We start from the raw sequence: 20,211 nt of genomic DNA on the forward strand, positions 1-20,211 counted from the left end.
ACGTTGAGCGAAAAGCAAGGAACACCGTATTGTCGATTAATAGTCGTGATGTAAGTACTGCCTATAACGCATTTGGGGATGACTCTTCTGGGTATCAGGAGTTAAGTGAGGGCGAATACGTGTTGTCTATCCTCCTTAAATGGCCTGCCCTAGCGCAAATGAACGGATTAGCGGCGAATGACGGGGTATCAGGCTTAAAAGGAAATAGCGAAATAAGCAAGGAAGAATCTTAGTGCCTGTTGTCATTGTTTCTGGTTTTCGGGGAGGGGTTGGTTCGACCACAATAGTGTCGAATCTAGCATCTGCCTTGCAGCGCGCGGATTGCCAGACGCTCTCTATCGATCTGCACCCCGATAATCAACTTTGTGTGCACTACGGTGTAGATCAGGAAATTCCAACAGGTTGGGCGCAGGCGATTGTCGACGGTGACGACTGGAAGCGATGTGCATTTCAGTCAGCGGATGGTCGTCGAATTTTGCCCTTCGGGGAGTTAAGCCATTTTCAGTTCGCGCAGTTTCGAGAAGCATTGCCTGCGTCAATCGCCGCGATGGCTAAAATATTAGCGCCACAGCCTGACGAATGGCTGCTAGTCGATATGCCGGTAGATCGTCATCGCGCGTTGGAAGAAAACACGATTACCAGACTTTACCAAGAAATTTATGCCTTGGCTGACATTACCTTATATGTGATCAATCCAGAGCTTGGTTGCTATCGGCTGTTAAAACAGGCGGCGTTAAATGGGGAATCCCTTAGTGACAAACAGCTCTATGTCATAAATGGCGTAAATACCAACTCCAGTTTGAGTATGGATATTGAATTGTTGTTGCGGGCGGAGTTTTCCCCCCAGATGCTACCCGTGTCTATTCATCAAGATACCGCCTTGCCTGAGGCAGCGGCGTTTATGGCTGCAGTGAGCGAATACATGCCTGACAGCAAATCAGCAAGCGATTTTCACTCTTTAGCCTTATGGTTATTGGGTCGATTTGGTAAGGGCGGCGCTGGTGAGTAAATCAATTGACGTAAGCGAACTTAATATTGGCCAACTGGTAGATGTTGCGCGCCGATACTACAGTGCTCGCTTGCCGGCATTTCGGGGATTGAAACCCTACAGATTGATGGGCTATTTTATTGTTCCGCTGTGGCTGACGTTTTGTTTTCTGTTCTTAAAACCTAAAATTTCTGGCGTATATAGCTGGAAATTGCCGTTGATTTATTTCCCCCAGATTAATTTTAGCCGGCCTAGGTTTAGCGATCTTTTTCGTTTTTTGATCCAGCTGTGTTGGTTATTCTTGGTTAGGCAGCAGCCGGGTAGAAAAACGTCAGTGAATTTAGACGGAACGCGCTCAGATTCCATACCAAAGCCGACACCGATTCGTCTCGCCGCTAGTAGACTTAAAATACTGGTGTTTAGTAATCCACTAAGTCGGCTTTTTAGTAAGCGTCTACAAGAGCTTGAATTGCAGGCTACGAATGGATCAAATACTAGCTCGAAAAAGCCATTCACCGCGACAACCCTTGGACGTTCAATATTTGGTTTCATCATTGTCGCCCTGGCGATAATGAGCTTTACCGTCCCGCTGACGGTACAAGATCAGTTTATTTTTGTCAGCTTATTGTTTTTATTGTCTTACGTTTTAAATCGTGTTCCCGGCCATATTCCCTTAATGTTGATGGTTGGACTATCACTGATTACAACCGGCCGCTATGTTTGGTGGCGCTGTGGTTCTACCTTAAATTTCGACGACCCAGTAGGCTTGTTTTTTGGTATCGGTCTACTCATGGCAGAAGCTTACGCTTGGTTGGTGATGTTGCTTGGCTATATTCAAAATATTCGTCCGCTGCATCGTGGAACGGTGCCACTGCCAGAAGATTCTCGTTTGTGGCCCAGCGTCGATGTGATGATCCCGTCGTATAATGAAGATCTCAGCGTAGTTCGTGCCACCGTCTATGCCTGTCTTGGCATGGACTGGCCGAAAGACAAGCTCCATATCCATATTCTGGACGATGGCAAGCGCGATAGTTTTAAAGACTTTGCCGCGGAGGTTGGTGTCGGTTATATCCGCAGGCCAAAGAACAATCACGCTAAAGCCGGTAATATTAATTACGCTTTAGAGCGAACCAGTGGTGAGTATGTTGCGATATTTGATTGTGACCACATTCCCACGCGTGTGTTTTTGCAAATTAGTATGGGCTGGTTTTTAAAGGATCCCAAATTAGCCATTATCCAAACGCCCCACCACTTTTTTTCGCCGGATCCATTTGAGCGAAATTTATCAAATTTTCGCAAGGTGCCCAACGAAGGTGGTCTGTTTTACGGTTTAATTCAAGACGGTAATGACCTGTGGAATAGCACTTTCTTTTGTGGCTCTTGCGCAATAATACGTCGCGCGCCCTTAGAAGAGGTGGGTGGGATTGCCGTTGAGACCGTGACTGAAGACGCTCACACTTCCTTGCGTTTGCACCGCAAGGGTTACCGTTCTGCATATTTGCGAGCGCCCTTATCGGCGGGTTTAGCCACGGAAACCTTATCTGCACATATAGGCCAGCGGATTCGCTGGGCTAGGGGAATGGCGCAGATTTTAAGAACCGACAACCCCTTGTTTGGCCCCGGCTTAAAATGGCACCAGCGCTTGTGTTATTTGAATGCCATGTTGCACTTTTTGTCAGGTATTCCGCGGCTCGTATTTTTAACGGCGCCGCTAATATTTTTGATATTTCACAGCTACATTATTTACGCGCCGGCACTGATATTGGTGCTATATGTGCTGCCACATGTTCTGCACTCCAGCATTACAAATTCGCGAATGCAGGGCAAATACCGCTACTCATTTTGGGGCGAAGTCTATGAAGTAGTGCTGTCATGGTATATCGCAAGGCCTACGACGGTCGCCTTATTTGCTCCTCACAAAGGGAGCTTTAATGTAACAGCGAAGGGTGGGTTAGTAGAAAAGTCCTACTATGACTGGGTGATATCTGCGCCATATATGGTGCTCGTGTTAGCTAATTTTATTGGTTTGGCTCTTGGTGTTTATCGGTATTTTAATGGACCGCAAAACGAGATCGGCGCGGTTCTCGTTAATATGACGTGGACACTCTATAACGTATTGATTATTGGTAGTGCGGTCGCTGTTGCTTCAGAAATGAAACAGGTGCGTCGCGTGCATAGAGTCGAGACAAGTATCCCGGCTATGGTGAGGTTAAATAGCGGTCATTTATTGCAAGCAACGGTGATGGACTTTTCCCTAGAGGGCTTGAGAGTCGCCGTAAACGATATGAGTAAACTGCCCCGTGGGCAATTTGATATTGATATTATATTAACGCGAGCGAACCGTGAATTTACCTTCCCTATGCGCAGCGTGTACACCCTCGAAAATGCCATGGGCTTACATTTAAAACCACTCAGCACCGAGCAAATGACTAATTACGTTCAATGCACTTTCGCCCGTGCTGATACGTGGGTGAAATGGCAGGATTCCTATGAGTTTGATCGGCCCATGGCCAGTATGGCGGCTGTTTTTCGGGCCGCTATTTACGGTTATCGCCGTTTGTTTGCATTGGCACCATGGCCGTTGCCTGAAATTGCCCGCTGGTTGGTTGGCCGCTTTAAATATTTATCATCTTTTAGCCCGAGAAAAGTTACGCCGAGAGCAGAATACCTATGAGCTTCGCTAATTATCGACTTGTTAAAATCGTCGCATTTACTGTCCTGCTGCTGGCATCGTTGGCCGAGGCAGAGCCTTTGTCCGTGATGGTGGATGATGAACCACAAATCATTGAACGCCATTTTTTGCTAAGCGACCTGGGTTATTCAGCATCTATTGAATTACAGGGTAGTAAAAGCGATACCTATATCGGTTTTGGCTCTCGACTTGACGAGGTGATAACAGGTGGGGAGTTGGATTTATCGTTTATTTCCTCTCCGGCATTACAGTCAAAGTTCTCGCATCTAAAGGTGTATTTTAACCAAGAGTTGATGAAGGTGGTTCCTGTTGAGGAGGGAACGCAGGGTGATGTAGTGGAATCCAAAATACCTTTGGATTCGCGATTTTTCTCAAATTATAACCAGATTCGTATAGAGCTGATTGGCCATTTAGATCTTGAATGCTGGAATCCAGATGATCAAAGTATCTGGGCTGAAATTAGTAAAAATAGCAGTTTACATGTAACGTCGCGCAAAATTCGTTTGCAGAATGATCTGGGTTTTTTACCGGCACCGTTCTTCGATGCACGGGAATTTACCAAGCTTGTTTTACCGATTGTTGTGCCCGACTCGCCTAGCATGGAGTTGATCAAGGCGGCCGGGATAAGCGCATCATATTTCGGTGCCTTGTCACAGTGGCGGGGTGCGGAGTTCCCTGTGCACGTCAATACATTACCTGATCAACACGCGTTGGTTTTCATGACCAATGATGAGCGTCCCGGATTTTTAAAGGATTATCCGCCAGTAAATAAGCCGACCCTCCAGGTGATTAGCGATCCAGAAAACCCTTACGTTAAATTATTATTGATTATGGGCAGTGATACCGATGAATTGCTTACGGCTGTAAAGGGCTTGGCACTGGGTAATTCTGTATTGAGTGGTTCCGTTGCAGAAATTAATCACGCTTTACAAGTAAAACCGCGTAAGCCCTATGATGCGCCGGCCTGGGTGCGCACTGATCGGCCTGTGCTCTTTTCTGAGTTGGTGAAAGATAAGCAAGACCTACAAGTTACTGGCCGTTATGGCATGCCGATCAATATTACCTTGCAGTTGCCTCCAGACTTATTTACGTGGCGCAGCCGCGGTATTCCTATGGATTTGCGCTACCGCTACTCACCGCCTGCCGAGGATTATGACGGCTCACGTATGAGCGTATCGATTAATAAACAGTTTGTTGAGGCCTTTAATTTAAATAAAAGCGGTATAAGCGGAGGGGAAAAGCGGGTTCGTATTCCGCTGCTTGAAGATCGCTTTAGCGATGGCGATTTGGTTAGGATTCCCGCATTTAAAGTAGGTAGTAAAAACCAGCTGGGATTCCAATTTGCGTTTACCAGTGTCACCAACGGTGCCTGTAAGACCTTGCCAGCAGAAGCGCCGCAAGCGGTGATGGACGGCAGCTCAAGCGTCGATTTCTCGGGCTATCCTCATTACATAGAAATGCCTAGTCTACGTGCTTTCGCTAACGCGGGTTTCCCGTTTACGCGGCTTGCGGATCTAAGCGAAACGGTAGTTGTCTTGCCGCAGAACTTGACCAAGGTAGAAATTGAGACATTCTTACAAATCCTTGGCTTTATTGGTGCAAGCTCGGGATACCCGGCCGTGGCGGTGGATGTTGTTAATTCTTGGGATCCTGCGCGTTTACATAAAAAGGATATTTTAGCGATTAGCGTCACGCCTGCCTTGAGCAAGGCAATGAATGACGATGACGCTTTACCGATGATTTTGAACGAAACCGAAAGGACGATGTTGAGTCCTGTTCGCAATAGACAGTCCTCCTTGAATATTGGAGAGAATGGCCGAGCGGTAGATAACGAGGTCGCTGAAAATGTGAATGTGAGTGCGACAGGGGGATTGGCGGCTGTGGTCGGTGCTGAATCGCCCTTTAGCGCTGGTCGAAGTGTTATCGCTGTGATGGCGGCAAGTACTGAAGACCTTGCTAAGGTTGGTGCAGCCTTTAATGACAGTGGCAAAATCGCTGCGATGTTCGGCTCGGTAGCTGTGTTTCGAGAGGATGCTGTAAGCAGTTATTTGGTCGGCGACCGCTACTATGTTGGAAAGCTGCCGATTTGGCAGCTAATTTGGTACCACTTTTCTGAGCATCCCTTTGTTATTTTATTGTGCGCTCTAGCGCTGATAGCGATGTTGGTGGTGGTGTTCTGGCGGATTCTTAACCAAATTGCGGCTATGCGTTTACGTGCGGGTGAGGATGAATAGTGAAGTTGGCGGCACTTTTGTTCCTTTTACTGCTTCCACTGTCGTCATTCGCTGACGATGCCTGTCTTTGGCCGCATTGGGAATCATTTAAAAAGGCGTACATTGAAGATGGACGCGTCATAGACCGCAGTGATACGCGACAAATAACGACGTCTGAGGGGCAGGCGTACGGAATGTTTTTCGCGCTGGTCGCGAATGACCGTGCAAGCTTTGAGCGGTTGTTGCAGTGGACCCAGACTGAACTCGCTGCGGGTGATCTAGGTGCGTATCTACCTGCTTGGTTATGGGGGCGACTGAATCAAACCCCCACGTCACGGGCGAATTATCCGATGGGTGTGATTGATGATAACTCAGCCTCAGACTCGGATTTGTGGATAGCCTACAGCCTGATTGAAGCCGGTCGTCTTTGGAATCACTATTACTACACATCGCTTGGCTATTTATTATTAGCGCAAATTCGTCGCTATGAAGTACTCGATGTACCCGGTTTGGGTTTAAGTGTTTTACCAGCACCTAGAGGCTTTGATAGCGGTGGGGGAAACGTTCGCTTAAACCCGAGCTATGTGCCACTGCAAATTTTAGATCGTTTTGCAGAACTGTATCCCAGGCAAGATTGGCAAAAGATTTCCGCTGCTTCCCTTCAGTTAATCCTACAAACTATGCCCAAGGGATATTCTCCTGATTGGGTCGACGTTAAACCAGGCCGAGGTCTTGAAAACTGGGTTTTAGGCGTTGGAAGTTACGATGCGATACGCAGTTATTTGTGGGCAGGAATGCTTGCGGATACCAACCCAAATAAATCGCGTATTGTCGCCGCGATGACGCCGATGGCATTAGCCGTTGAACGTAATACTTTCCCGCCGGAGAAAATCGATACCGTGACGGGGAGTTATTCCGGTACCGGGCCGTTTGGGTTTTCCGCCGCCTTGTTACCCTTTCTAGCGCAGTACAATATGACCGACGCGCTAGATCAGCAGCGTCAACGAGCGAACAAAGGTTGGGATGGTGCAAGTGCGGGTTCACGTTATTACAACAGCGTATTAGGTTTATTCGGAATGGGTTGGGATCAGGGCTATTTTCAGTTTTCTGAAAATGGCGCGCTGCTCACCGCATGGCAGTCAGGGTGTCAACCTTGAAGCTTTGGCGATGGATTTACTTCTGTGTTTTTGTGCTGTTTTGCGGTTTGTTTTACCAGTGGTTTTTTAGTGGTGAAACCAACTCAGATGCCCAAACGCCTGAAGAATTTGGTTTTGAAAGCGTTGTTCAGACTGGTACTTCGACGGTTAATCCCGATGAGTCGAATCTACGTATCGTCGACGAATTAGTCGATCAGATGCAGCTAGCTGATGCGCTTGATCGAAGAGAATTATTAGTTAGCGCTTTAGATAGATTGCTATTATTAGATCCCAATAAGCCCGCCGCGGCTTTTTTTAAAGCCTACATGGCAATTGAGAACGGCGATGCCATAGGCGCAGACGCTATTTTACTGGCGCAAGAAAATAGCGCCCCAGATGCCCTTACTACTCGGCAGCTTGCTTCTTATATCAAGGCGATGACAAGTCAACGTAATACCTTGCAGCAAGCGCGTATTTTTCGTCGTGCTGCGCGGTATGACGAAGCACTCTTGATCTATAAAAAATTGTTTCCAGACGGTATGCCGACCTTAAAATTGGAGCTGGAATATCTCGATGTGCTCTCTCATATAAAAGGTAATGATGCCTTTGTACTGCACAGATTGCTGGAAATAAATCGGCAATACCCGGACGTTGCGCTGTTGGAATTGACCCTTGCTGATTTCCGAAGTCAACGTAATCCGCACGATCCTGTGGCATTGGCTATCTATCGACGATTGGCGCAGGGAGACGGCTTTGGTCGGCGTGCCGCCGACTCATGGATTCGCGCTTTAGGTCGTCTGCCAAACACGGCGTCGGTGTTGGATGACTACGCATTGTTAGCGCAGCGGTATCCTGGAGACTTGGATATTCAAAATGCGTATCGCAACGTTCTTAACGAGCTTGCTGCTGAGCAGGAACGCCTCAAAGATCCATATTACCGTGCGAAAAAGCAGGGTTTGGCCTTACTCGATGTGAATCGATTGAATGAAGCAGAAAAGCAACTTCGATACTCCCTGCGAGGCCGTCCTGAAGATGCCGATGTTCTGGGTGGTTTAGGCATTCTCTATTTGCGTCGTGGTGATCATGACAGCGCCATTCTTTATTTCAACAAAGCCGCGCAATATAACCAAGACCCAGATATGGCAAGTAAATGGGCGGGCTTAATCGACACTAGTCGATATTGGTCAGCCTTGCGTCGTGGCGAATCTTTAACGAAGAAAGGCCGATTTGATGAGGCCGATGCACAGTTGAAGCGGGCTCGTGAACTTGATCCTTCGAATGCAGCGACATTTATTGCGATGGCAGAACTTGCTCTCGCGCGAGGCAAACCATTGACCGCCGACGTGTTCTATTTAGAGGCCTTACGACGAGACCCTAACTCGCGTTCAGCACTATTAGGCCGTGTGAATGTACGAGAAAGATTAAGTGGTCGTCGCGCGGCATTGGCGCTGGCGGATGCAGAATATTCGGGCGCGCAGCGGCAGCGTATCGCAGCGGAGTTAAATACTCTTCGCGTCGATGAGCAAATGGATATGCTTAAACGACTGGATCCACAACAGGGCCGAGACAGCTATATCGCTGCGATTAATAGTGCCATCGAATTAAATCCGGTATCTCCTTGGCAACGCGCAGATATTGCAACGGCATTACTTAACGTAGGAGAAGAGATCCGCGCAGATAACTATATGGCTGATTCGTCGGCTCAGGATAAAAGTCCTGAGATGGCATTTGCCTATGGTCTTTATTTGTCGGCGAGAGGCGACTCTGCGCGAGCAATTACCGTAATGACCGCCATTCCGGAAGCAAAGCGCAGTGAAGCGATGCAAAAGAATGTCATGCGCCTACAGCTAGATAATGAATTGGCGGCAATTAAACGGCCCGACGCGGATGATAGGACTGTGCAGCGTGATCAGTTAGATAAAATGGCGCAGCAGTATGTGGGGCAGCCGAGAGCACTTTTGCGCTTGGCAGAAATATGCTTGGATTTGGATGAGCGGCAGCGGGCGATAGGAATAGCGAATGGCTTGAGTCCAGATGATACTTGGACAATGCAGTCCCGTTTAGATTTTGGCCGCCTGCTACTTAAACTGAATCAATTCGACCGCTTTTCACAGGGGCAGCAGCGCTGGGCTAGCGGGCAATATTCACCTGCAGAACAAGCACAGTTGGATGAGTTGGCCCTAGAGTACGACCTTGCCAGAGCGCAGTACTATGCGGAGCGTGGCGATACGATCATTGCCTATTCGATGTATCAGCGTGCTGCTGAAAATCCCGGCGCAGGTCAACTAGCGGCCCGTATTAGTTTGCTGAAAATTACCGCGCAATTAAATAATAAAGCCGAGTTGAGTAAACAAAGTGACGTCTTGCTAGAAGATAACAGTCAGCTGAACCCTAGCCAGATATTGGACATCGTGCGTGTATTACAAGGCGAGGAACTAATAGAAGAACGAAATCGCTTTATGCAGGTTTTTGCAAATCGAAAAGATGCCAGTGCGCAGCAGCTTAGAGAAGCGATGTTATTAGAAAAAGAGAGGCGTGACTGGGATGCCAGTGAATCCTTTGCGTATTCGGCGCTTAAAACGGCAAGGATGGAGGAAGGCTATAGCGCCGATGGGCCAGTACCTAGTAAAAAAACCTTGTATCAGACAGCGGATGAAAATTACTGGTTAACCAGTAGTGTTAAATCTACTATCAGCGAGTTGCGTGAGCGGCGCGACGGTTATATAAAATTTGGTTTGGATCATAGCTTTCGTAGCGGCAAAGACACCACCTCGCAGCTGCCGGTAGAAGTGCGATGGCCGGTGCCCTCATTAGATGGCCATTTATTATTTAGAGTAGATTACGTAACCGTTAAATCTGGCACTGTTGATTATTTGGATCCCGATGCGCTACCGCCAACCACCATTACCAGAGTCCCCTTTGCTGAATCGGCGAGAGGCATTGCTGTTGGCGTTGGTTGGGAGGCTGAAAAATGGCACGCCGATATTGGAACTACTCCCATTGGTTTTAGAGAGTCCAGTTTAGTTGGCGGCGTGGGTATTAAAGGCGATGTGGGCGAGTTTGGTTGGAATGCGGTACTGTCTCAGCGGCCCGAGGTTAGTACCACGCTATCATACGCCGGTATGGAAGTGCCCAACGGTGCTCAGACCGTAGGTGCGGAGTGGGGCGGTGTTATCAGTAGCGGTGCCAAATTAGGGCTGAGCTACGATCTTGGCGGCGCCAATGGATATTGGGCGAGTTTGCAATATCATCAAATGACCGGCGAGCGTGTTGCAGACAATACGAGATTTGGGTTTCTTGGGGGCGTGTATCACAGACTCATAGACGATGAAGATCGGAAATTCCGGGTGGGATTAAACGTATTACACTTCCAATACGACAAAAATTTAAGCGAAGTTACTTTGCAACACGGCTCCTATTTTAGTCCACAAAATTACGTATCAGTCTCTTTACCAGTTAGGTATTTTGGTCGACATGGGCCTAAATGGTCCTATTTATTGGCTGCCTCAGTGTCTAACTCATGGTCTACGGAAGATGCGCCGTATTTACTCGGTAGTGGGAGTACTTCGGGGGGAGGCTTTGGCTATGCGCTAGAAGCTGCACTTGAAAAGCGCGTAAGTAAACGTTGGTATGTTGGCTTGTCAGCAGATATCCAGCGGGCAGATTTTTACGAGCCAAACCATGTAGTGATATATGCAAAATATACCTTTACTGATCGATGGCAGCCAATATGGACACCACCTGAACCGCCAATACCCTATGGTGAGTTTGACTAGCTTAAGAAATACCAAGCAAGGTTTTCATTAATGCAAATAATTACGTGGCGATCTTGTCCCTCACATATTTGAATATAGTTTGTTTATATAAGTCAGAGTGCTTAAAAATGAGTCGCAAACTAGTTCTTGTTGTCTTTGCTATTCTGTTGATTTCTTGCGCTAATCAATCGGCGTCACAGCAATCTGGTCGAGAATCCGGGCCTGTCGTTGTTGGCGGCGATCATAACGCGAAGGGGTGTATTGGATCTGCCGGTTATTCGTGGTGCGAGCGTACTGAGAAATGTGAACGTCCTTGGGAGCTTTCAGAGCAAGAGAGCTTTACTCTGGAAAATGAGGGTTTCGCCAACTTTTGTGCCCCAGATAAATAATCCACGGTACTACTAATCTACCGTATATTTTACAGGCGGATTTTTGAAAACTTGTTTGAACGTTCTAATCATTGGCTATGTGTGGCCTGAGCCAAATTCTTCGGCGGCGGGTCGACGGATGATGGATTTAATCTCGGTATTTCTGCGCCGAAGTGCAAACATGACCTTCGCGAGCGCAGCGCAGCGCAGCGAACACAGCGTTAATTTAGATGAAATGGGAGTAGCAACGGCCGATATTACCCTTAATTGCTCGACCTTTGACGCTTTTGTTGAAAAGTTGAAACCGGATGTCGTCGTGTTTGACCGCTTTTTCACCGAGGAGCAATTTGGTTGGCGTGTTGAGCGTAGTTGCCAATCGGCACTGCGTATTTTAGATACCGAAGATTTACATTGCTTGCGTCACGGCCGTCATCAGGCGTTAAAGCAGGGGAGGCCGGTTGAGCGTGGCGACTTATTTAGTGAATTAGCGCAACGTGAAGTAGCCGCTATATGGCGCTGTGATATGAGCCTGATTATTTCGGATTATGAGATGGAGCTGTTGGTCGGGTTTTACGGAGTAGCGCCAGAACTGCTCCATTACTTGCCACTTTTGTCTAATCATGATGACGGAGCTACGCTGAAATGGAAATCCTTTGAGGAACGCAAGCATTGCGTGGTGATGGGGAATTTTCGCCACGCGCCGAATTGGGATGCGGTGCACTATTTACGGTCTGAGATTTGGCCAAAAATTCGTAAGAAACTTCCTACTGTTGAATGCCATATTTACGGCGCGTATCCGCCACCCAAAGCGCTTCAGCTTCACAATGAAAAGCTGGGTTTTTTGGTAAAGGGTTGGGCTAAAGATGCTGTTGATGTGGTTGAACACGCGCGGCTTTGTTTGGCCCCACTGCGTTTTGGCGCCGGTCAAAAAGGGAAGTTGTTAGAGGCGATGGAATGCGGTACTCCGTCAGTGACCAGTGAAGTGGGTGCCGAAAGCATGCACGGGGAAATGCCATGGAGTGGTGTGGTCATTCCCGACTCTGCGGTGTTTTCCGACGAATTTGCTGCTGCGGTCATATCACTTTATCAGACAGAGAATGATTGGTTGTTAGCTCAGGAAAGGGGGGAGAGTTTGATCGCGTCACGCTTTCAAAGGAATGTGTATTTGCCGCTATTTGAACAGCGGGTAGAGAAACTTTTAAATTCACTCCAAACCCACAGGCAATGTCACTTTACCGGTTTGATGCTGCGTCATCACTCTCTTAAGAGTCATCAATATATGTCCCAATGGATAGAGCTGAAGGGGCGTTTGGCTGAGCGAAGTAAGGATGATTCCTGAGCATTGCTTTTAAGGCTTAAATCTGCGAATGTTGACAGGCTTCACAAAACACCCAAAAAATTAATAATAAAAGTTGCTGATACGCGGGCTTTGTAAGCGGGCTGGCGGAGGTCATTGCTATATGCAACACATGATTTTTGATGCTCACTTGCACATTATTGATCCTGCTTTTCCGTTGGTCAGTAATGATGGTTTTTTGCCAGAGGCATTCACCGTTGACGATTACGTAGGTCAAACCGCGGCATTAGGTGTCGGTGGCGGCGCCGTTGTTTCGGGTTCATTTCAGAGCTTTGACCAAAGCTATTTAATTGCCGCACTTGCTGCCTTGGGCCCGACTTTCGTCGGTGTAACTCAGCTCCCTTATACCGTTAGCGATGAAGATTTATTTTTACTTGCTGGTCACGGTGTGCGCGCAGTGCGATTTAACTTACGGCGCGGCGGCTCTGAGGGAAGCGAGTATCTCTGCGACTTTGCTCATCGGGTATATGATCTACTAGGCTGGCACATAGAAATCTACGCCGACTGCAAAACCCTAACTGACTTCGCCGATAAATTGTGTCAGCTTCCGGCAATTAGTATTGATCATTTGGGATTATCAAAAGAAGGTTTGCCACTTTTGTATAGATTGGCGGAAAGCGGCGCTCGGGTTAAAGCAACGGGATTTGGGCGGGTAGATTTTGCGGTTAGCCAAGCGATAAAGCGGCTATTTGACATTAATCCAGATGCTTTAATGTTCGGTACTGATCTTCCTTCCACACGTTCGCCTCGCGCGTTTAATCCGGTCGATATAGAAATAATTGGCAACGCGCTTGGCGACGAGGCAACCAAGAAAGTACTGTGGGATAATGCCTCGGCCTTTTATCGTCTAGGCGTTTAGACGTCTGTTTATCGTGTTGACCCGACTAGTCTGGTTCTTTAAAGTGCCTCGGCTAAATTACTTGCGCTAATACCTTTCCCACCACCATCAGCTATATCTCCAAGGTGTTATTATTACGGTGTTGATTTCAGATTCAGCGTAGCTTGTTTGGTAACCGCTTTTGATGGTGATGGATGATTTCCCCGTTTGACTATGTAATGTCCCTTTTATGGTAGCTTTTCTGATTGATTTGCTTATGTGGTGTTTAGTCCCAGTGCTTGAACCTTTGGATACTCGACGGCGATGATCATGGGCGCGGGGCTTGTTGCGATGGTATGGGGTTGCGCACTGTTATTAGATCGAGTTTTGGGCGAGCCAACTCGCTGGCATCCTCTGGTCGGTTTTGGAAATGTGGCGAAGCATATCGAGTCGCGCTTAAATATTGGCGCGCGACCAATAACTACACGTTTCTATGGTGTCGTTGGGTGGTCATTATTGGTGTGTCCGCCGGTATTATTAATATGGGTATTACGCGACTATATTGATCAACTGTCTCCATTATCAGCGCTCATGTTTGACTGTCTTGTGCTCTACTGGGCTATAGGTTGGCGTAGTTTGTGCGAGCACATTCGTCCTGTCGGCCATGCGTTGTCGGCGGGAAATATAGACGAGGCGCGATTGAAAATAAGTTATATCGTCAGTCGAGATACCGCCTCGTTAAATGATGAACAGATTTTGTCGGCGGGCCTAGAGACCACATTAGAAAATAGCAGTGATGCGCTTTTTGCTTCTTTGTTTTGGTATGCTTTGGCTGGCCCCGCTGGTGTGGTGCTACATCGATTATCGAATACATTGGATGCTATGTGGGGATACAAAAGCGCTCGCTATCGCTATTTTGGTTGGTGTGCCGCCCGAAGTGATGATGTGTTCAATTTTTTTCCTGCGCAACTTACCTCATTTGGTTTCAGTGTATTAGCCCTGTCGGGCCGAGGATTTCGTTGTTGGTTTGAGCAGGGTTGGCGCTGGAAAAGTATCAATGCGGGGTCGGTAATGGCGAGTGGTGCGGCGGCTCTGAATATAGTTTTGGGTGGCGCCGCGACCTATCATGGCGAAACGGTGGTCCGTCCTCATTTAGGTTGTGGGCACAAGCCACGTGCCATAGATTTGGAGCGAAGTATTCGGTTGATCAACCGTCTGTTGCTATTGTGGGTGGTCGGCGCGGTGATGTTAGGGCTTATGGTATGAATGAAGACACGTATTTGGCTCCCCGTCATGGTGGCGACCCCCGCCACATGCCGGCTAGTCCGCCTGACTTAGAGATGCTTGATCTGGCAACCGGAGTTAATCCTTCGGCCTGGCCAGTGCCAGTGCCGCCAATGGAGTGTTACACAAAGTTGCCCTACTTTAGCGATGGGCTTCAACAGGCGGCGGCGCAGTATTATGGTGTGGCAGCAGAGAACCTATTGGCAACAGCGGGAAGTCAGCCAGTTATTCAGCAACTGCCTTTTATGGCGCCTCGCGGTCGGGTATTACTGCCGTCGGTTGGCTATGAAGAGCATCGCTATCGCTGGCATTTGGCCGGTCACGATATTTCACTGTTCGATGACTATGATCGAGACCGTGTCGCACGCCAAATAGTGACCGATGGTATTAAGCATTTGGTGCTTATCAGTCCGAACAACCCCAGCGCGGATCAAGTCGGCATCGCTAAGCTGCGATTCTGGCATTCTTTACTCCCTGAAGATGGCTTATTGGTTGTCGATCAAGCCTTTGCTGATGCCAATCCAGAGAGTGATGTATCGGCAATGGCAGGTGAGAGAGGGGTTGTCTTATTGCGGTCCGTGGGTAAGTTTTTTGGCTTGCCGGGACTTCGCCTAGGCTTTGTGATAACAGAGCCGTCATTGTTAGCGATCTTAAATAAAGACTTGGGCCCTTGGGCGGTCAGCGGCGCAGCGCAGTGGATTGGCGAGCGCGCCTTGGCTGATGCTGGCTGGCAGCGGGAAATGCGGCTGAAATTGAAACGAGAATCTGAGCAACAAGCAGCGTTGCTGACGTCGACCTTTGCGGCTTACGGCGTGCGTTGTGTGCATTCAGCATTGTTTATCACCCTTATTATGCCCTTGGTTCGTGCCGAGTTGCTTCAAACGGCGTGTTACCAGTTGGGTTTGTCAGTGCGAGTGTATCGCTGCGGCGAAGTCGCTTACATGCGCTGGGGCTTGGCGGCGAATATTGATGAGCTGGCTGAGCGTCTCGGAAAATTAAATATTTCTGCATTGGCTGCGTAGCGGGGAAGGGAATGGCGTCTGAGTCTGCGTTTATCGGCTACCTGATGGAACAACTTCAATGGGTTGGCCCGATTAGTGGGCGTAGAATGTTTGGCGGCTATGGCATTTTTTTAGAGGGTTTGATGTTTGGTATTGTTTTTGACAATACCCTGTACCTAAAAGTCGATGAAGACAGTAAAAGTGACTTTGTATCCCTTGGCTTGCCGCCGTTTATATATTCCCGCGGCGCAAAGGACGTTGCACTGTCTTATTTTCAGACCCCAGAAGAAGCGCTCGATGATTCGGAGATGCTCATCACGTGGGCTAACCGCGCGTATGCAGCGGCGATGCGCTGCGCTGCTGAAAAGACGAAGAAACCGCGCAGCAGTGTATAATGCTCACCGATTTGCAGTGGCGGAGTTGAAATTATGACAGTGATTCAAGACAGTATTACCAGCAAACTAGCGGCGGCATTAAGTCCGCAGCATCTTGAAGTGATTAATGAAAGCCATATGCATAGTGTGCCTCCAAACTCAGAAACCCATTTCAAATTAGTGATTGTGGCCGACGTTTTTAGTACTAAGCGCAAGGTGGCGCGCCAGCAGAGTGTATATCAGCTGTTGGCAGAGGAGCTGGCCGGGCCAGTGCATGCATTGGCGATGCATACCTATAGTCCAGAAGAGTGGGCAAATCGGGCTGCACCGGCGCCAGATTCGCCGAATTGTCTTGGTGGCAGTAAAAAGGATCAGGGTTAATCAGCATATGGACCAGTTTGTTGTAGCGGCATTGTATAAATTTGTTGGCCTTCCTGATTATCACGAAATGCGTGAGCCATTGTTAGAGGTGTGCCTTAACGCGGGCGTGAAGGGCACCTTGCTGCTGGCTGCGGAAGGTTTGAACGGCACCATCGCGGGCTCTCGTTTGGGAGTAGATGCAGTACTCGGGTATTTGCGCGCCGATCCGCGTTTAGCGGATTTAGCGCATAAAGAATCCTTTGACTCGGCGCAGCCGTTTTATCGCATGAAGGTAAAACTTAAAAAAGAAATTGTGACTATGGGCATTGATGGCATTGATCCCAATGAAGTGGTTGGCAGTTATGTTAAACCGACGGACTGGAATGCGCTAATCTCTGACCCAGATGTATTGTTGATCGATACCCGCAATGATTACGAAGTTGAAATTGGTAGTTTTCGCGGTGCGCTGGATCCCAAGACGAGCAGTTTTAGAGAGTTTCCGGACTACGTGCGCGAGCATTACGATCCCCAAAAGCACAAGAAAGTCGCCATGTTTTGCACCGGTGGTATTCGCTGCGAAAAAGCCTCAGCCTTCATGAAAAATGAAGGCTTTGAAGAGGTGTATCACTTAGAGGGTGGCATTTTAAAGTATTTAGAAGAAGTCGCTGAAGAAGAAAGTTTATGGGAGGGCGAATGCTTTGTATTTGATAATCGCGTTTCTGTTACCCATGGATTAGCGACTGGTCAACATGATCTTTGCCATGGTTGCCGACGGCCCATTAAAGACGTAGACAAACAGAGTGAGTTTTATGAAGAAGGGGTGACATGCCCAGCGTGTTTTGAGCTTGTGACAGAAGACCAGAAAAAGCGTTTTCGTGATCGACAGAAACAGGTTGAATTGGCTCGTTTACGTAATGAAGAGCATGTTGGTGCTCCGCCGCCAGCACGTCAACGTAAATCACGTGAACGTAATTAATAGTCGTTTTTTACCTATTTAGGCGATGAGTCTGCAGTCACGCTAATGCAAGATTTGGTGAATCTAGATGCAAATGGAGTTGAAAATAGGCATTTGATTATTTTCGGCGATGTCGGACGCAGTGGCCTGTGGGTGGGGGTTAGGGATAAATTACCGGGTTAAATGCGATAACGCATTTGAATTACTTTGATCCTCATAAAATTGATGTAGTATGCTCAAATGAGCAAGGGAGCTTGGCTACTTGTAATGAGCCGGATGACTACAATAAGAGGATTTATTGCATGAAGCAGTTAGGCGTTCTGGATTCCGCATTTATTAACCTTGAGCATCCCAACACTCCCCAGCATGTTGGCGGGCTTGGTATTTATGACCCTTCAACCGCGCCCGGCGGTTTTGTGCGATTCAAGGGGGTTATTGCTAACTTCGAGCGTCGCCTCTCTAAACACACTATTTTTAGGTCGCGATTACTTAAGGTTCCCGGCAATGTCGATCGGCCGTATTGGGTGGAAGATGCCAATTTTGATGTTGAATTCCATATTCGCCATATCGCCTTACCTCAGCCCGGTGACTGGCGTCAGCTCTGTATATTAGTCGCTCGTCTTCATGCTCGCCCATTGGATATGAATCGCCCACTCTGGGAGGCCTATATTATCGAAGGCTTAGACAATATTCCTGGCGTGCCTAAAGGCGGATTCGCTATCTATACCAAAATGCATCATTCATTAGTGGATGGCGCAGGTGGTTCGTCGATTATGTCAGTGATTCATGATCTTGAGCCAGATCCCGCTGCTGTACCTCAGGGAGTAGCTGTTGTGACGGCTGACGTATCTCCTAGCTCGCTGTACTTGGCAACCTCGTCTGCGCTAAACAATGTTAAAAACAGCGTCAAACTCTTTACCGGCGGCGTCGGCGTATTGCGTGACCTTGGCAAAATGGCCGTGGGAATGGCGCAAAAGAAAATTCCTATACCATCGATTAAATCACCGAAGACACGGTTCAATACCCCTGTTGGGCCATATCGAGTTTTTGAAGCTGCTGAATTTAAGCTAGACGATGTTAAATATGTCAAGGATGCGGCGCAGGTTAAAATAAATGATGTCGTTCTGTGCATTGTCGCCGGTGGTCTGCGCCACTATTTAAATCATCACAATGAACTGCCTGATGAAAGCTTGTCTGTGTCGATTCCCCTAGATATGCGCACCCGTCGTGGTATGACCGATGAAAACAATCAAGTGGGTTCGGTTTTCGTTGAGTTGCATACTAATTTGGCAGACCCCTTAGATCGTCTTAAGGCGATTTATAAGAGCTCACAAGAAGCAAAAATTTATGGTGAAAACTCGCCTTTGGTTGATGTGCTGAAGTTAGCTGGCGTGATGTCGCCGGCGATTACAAAGTCCCTAGTAAACAGCTATTCAAATAACCAATGGACACGGCATCTGCCGCTTGGTATTAGCTCAGTTGTGTCGAATGTGGCTGGCCCCAATTTCCCACTGTATTCCGCTGGTGCGCAAATGGTGCGCTACTATGGTTTAGGTTTGTTGACGCCCGGAGTCGGTCTCTTTCATCTGATTTTTAGTTCGAATGGCATTATGACAATGTCGATTTTGGGTGATAGAGAAGCAATGCCAGATCCTGCGTTTTACCGCGAATGCATAGAGAAAGCCTTCGCCGAGCTATTGGCCGAAGTTAAGGGTGAGCGAAGTAAAAGTGAGACATCAACATCGAAAGTTTCCGTGAAGCGCAGTGCGTCGAAAAATACCTCCAGCGCAACAAGTAAATCAGCAGCTCCCAAGGTGGCAGCTCAAGCGAAGAGTAAAACTTCTGTCACTACTCCTGTCGAAAAACCGGTAGCTCGTAAGGCTAAAAGTACCCGGGCACCGAAATCTGTAGCAAGTAAAAAAGCTTCGGGGCTGTTGGCGGGTGACGATGTAAACGTCGTACCTATTAAAAATACCAATGCATAGTGAAGTGAATAATGTAGCGCATTACTATTTGCTCCGGACTTCTATTTCTACCGGTATCCCTACACCTTTCAATGAGGTGTCGCGGAGGACTTTCTAGTGCGCCAATTTATAATTGGGTAGGCATTGGGCGGAGTGGAGTTGTGGACTGCGCAACTCGATTTCTACCCTCGTGTTTTGCGCGATACAAGGCATTGTCCGCATGTATGATGAGCGATTCTGCACTAAGTGTGTCGGTGATTTCTGAGGTTGCGACTCCCGCACTGACAGTGACTCTATCAGAAATTGCGCTACCTGAATGCGGAATGTTCTGTTGATATAATTTGTCTATGACGCGGTTTGCCAGCCCTGCTGCCAAGGCTTGTTGGCTATCCAATAGTAAGACGATAAATTCTTCACCGCCGGTGCGCGCTACCACATCTATTTCGCGAGTAAAGGTGTTTTCTAATATCTTAGCGAAACGCTGTAATACCTTGTCGCCGCCATCGTGACCATAGGTGTCGTTATACTGTTTGAAATAATCGAGGTCAAAAACAAGTACACAGAGCGTCATGTTTTTACGTTTTGCGACTCGCTGATGGAAGTTTAGCTGTTCCTGAAAATAGCGACGATTGCCAATTCCAGTTAGCGCGTCTTTATAAGAATAGGTCGACAGTCTCTCTGTATGTTCCGATACGTGTTTAAGTAGTTCGTTACATTCGTTGACCAGCGTCCCCAAATCGTCGTTTTGCTTATACTGAAGGTGCTTATTGTAATTGTTGGTTTGTCGAATAATTTGCAATGTATTAGAAATACGGCGAACTGTAACCGTCCGGCGAACTCACCTTACATCAAGGCTGCCAATTGTGCGGCAGTAGCTCACCAATGTTTGAGGCGCGATGTGTCGGCAGTTTCTCCATCACGTCTTTCAGGTAAGCCTGCGGGTCTAG

At 47.9% G+C, this 20,211-nt stretch carries 17 protein-coding genes; 15 read left to right on the forward strand and 2 right to left on the reverse strand.

Going from position 1 to position 20,211, the window contains the following annotated elements:
• The first annotated feature begins 29 nt into the window (after positions 1–29).
• From O9X78_RS12800 to O9X78_RS12870, 15 genes are all read left to right on the forward strand, one after another.
• Entirely contained in the window at positions 30–233 is a 204-nt protein-coding gene (locus O9X78_RS12800; protein ID WP_269620091.1) for a hypothetical protein, read from the forward strand.
• On the forward strand, positions 233–1,009 hold the full coding sequence (bcsQ, locus tag O9X78_RS12805) for a cellulose biosynthesis protein BcsQ (RefSeq protein WP_269620092.1): 777 nt from the start codon (positions 233–235) through the stop codon (positions 1,007–1,009). Before O9X78_RS12800 ends, bcsQ begins: the two co-directional genes overlap by 1 nt.
• On the forward strand, positions 1,002–3,662 hold the full coding sequence (gene bcsA / locus O9X78_RS12810) for a UDP-forming cellulose synthase catalytic subunit (protein ID WP_269620093.1): 2,661 nt from the start codon (positions 1,002–1,004) through the stop codon (positions 3,660–3,662). Before bcsQ ends, bcsA begins: the two co-directional genes overlap by 8 nt.
• On the forward strand, positions 3,659–5,914 hold the full coding sequence (bcsB, locus tag O9X78_RS12815; RefSeq protein WP_269620094.1) for a cellulose biosynthesis cyclic di-GMP-binding regulatory protein BcsB: 2,256 nt from the start codon (positions 3,659–3,661) through the stop codon (positions 5,912–5,914). The genes bcsA and bcsB overlap by 4 nt, the downstream gene beginning before the upstream one ends.
• Positions 5,914–7,050, forward strand: coding sequence for a cellulose synthase complex periplasmic endoglucanase BcsZ (bcsZ, locus tag O9X78_RS12820; RefSeq protein ID WP_269620095.1), 1,137 nt, complete (start codon positions 5,914–5,916; stop codon positions 7,048–7,050). The genes bcsB and bcsZ overlap by 1 nt, the downstream gene beginning before the upstream one ends.
• On the forward strand, positions 7,047–10,805 hold the full coding sequence (locus tag O9X78_RS12825; protein ID WP_269620096.1) for a cellulose synthase subunit BcsC-related outer membrane protein: 3,759 nt from the start codon (positions 7,047–7,049) through the stop codon (positions 10,803–10,805). Before bcsZ ends, O9X78_RS12825 begins: the two co-directional genes overlap by 4 nt.
• 107 nt (positions 10,806–10,912) lie before the next feature.
• Positions 10,913–11,173: a hypothetical protein gene (locus tag O9X78_RS12830; protein ID WP_269620097.1), complete on the forward strand. Its 261-nt coding sequence runs from the start codon at positions 10,913–10,915 to the stop codon at positions 11,171–11,173.
• Positions 11,174–11,216: 43 nt separating this feature from the next.
• On the forward strand, positions 11,217–12,491 hold the full coding sequence (locus O9X78_RS12835; RefSeq protein ID WP_269620098.1) for a glycosyltransferase: 1,275 nt from the start codon (positions 11,217–11,219) through the stop codon (positions 12,489–12,491).
• Positions 12,492–12,612: 121 nt separating this feature from the next.
• Positions 12,613–13,368, forward strand: a complete 756-nt coding sequence (locus O9X78_RS12840; RefSeq protein WP_269620099.1) for an amidohydrolase family protein — start codon at positions 12,613–12,615, stop codon at positions 13,366–13,368.
• A 288-nt stretch (positions 13,369–13,656) separates the two neighbouring features.
• Positions 13,657–14,592 (forward strand): adenosylcobinamide-phosphate synthase CbiB, encoded by a 936-nt coding sequence (gene cbiB / locus O9X78_RS12845; RefSeq protein ID WP_269620100.1) that lies wholly within the window; start codon positions 13,657–13,659, stop codon positions 14,590–14,592.
• Positions 14,589–15,632 carry an aminotransferase class I/II-fold pyridoxal phosphate-dependent enzyme gene (locus O9X78_RS12850; RefSeq protein WP_269620101.1) on the forward strand — a complete coding sequence of 348 codons (1,044 nt, stop codon included), beginning with the start codon at positions 14,589–14,591 and terminating at the stop codon, positions 15,630–15,632. The genes cbiB and O9X78_RS12850 overlap by 4 nt, the downstream gene beginning before the upstream one ends.
• An 11-nt stretch (positions 15,633–15,643) precedes the next feature.
• Positions 15,644–16,006: a TfoX/Sxy family protein gene (locus O9X78_RS12855; protein ID WP_269620102.1), complete on the forward strand. Its 363-nt coding sequence runs from the start codon at positions 15,644–15,646 to the stop codon at positions 16,004–16,006.
• Between the two features lie 33 nt (positions 16,007–16,039).
• Positions 16,040–16,366 (forward strand): BolA family protein, encoded by a 327-nt coding sequence (locus tag O9X78_RS12860; RefSeq protein ID WP_269620103.1) that lies wholly within the window; start codon positions 16,040–16,042, stop codon positions 16,364–16,366.
• A 7-nt stretch (positions 16,367–16,373) separates the two neighbouring features.
• Entirely contained in the window at positions 16,374–17,321 is a 948-nt protein-coding gene (trhO, locus tag O9X78_RS12865; protein ID WP_269620104.1) for an oxygen-dependent tRNA uridine(34) hydroxylase TrhO, read from the forward strand.
• Positions 17,322–17,602: 281 nt separating this feature from the next.
• A complete protein-coding gene (locus tag O9X78_RS12870; RefSeq protein ID WP_269620105.1) occupies positions 17,603–19,285 on the forward strand; it encodes a wax ester/triacylglycerol synthase family O-acyltransferase in 1,683 nt (560 codons plus the stop codon).
• A gap of 106 nt (positions 19,286–19,391) precedes the next feature.
• Here the strand turns inward: O9X78_RS12870 and O9X78_RS12875 are convergent, their stop codons facing one another.
• Positions 19,392–20,063 carry a GGDEF domain-containing protein gene (locus tag O9X78_RS12875; RefSeq protein ID WP_269620106.1) on the reverse strand — a complete coding sequence of 224 codons (672 nt, stop codon included), beginning with the start codon at positions 20,061–20,063 and terminating at the stop codon, positions 19,392–19,394.
• Positions 20,064–20,112: 49 nt separating this feature from the next.
• A partial coding sequence (locus tag O9X78_RS12880) for a transposase domain-containing protein (RefSeq protein ID WP_269618468.1) occupies positions 20,113–20,211 on the reverse strand: 99 nt, incomplete at its 5' end.

This window comes from Zhongshania aquatica (assembly GCF_027257955.1).
In the GTDB taxonomy this organism is placed as follows: Bacteria; Pseudomonadota; Gammaproteobacteria; order Pseudomonadales; family Spongiibacteraceae; genus Spongiibacter; species Spongiibacter aquatica.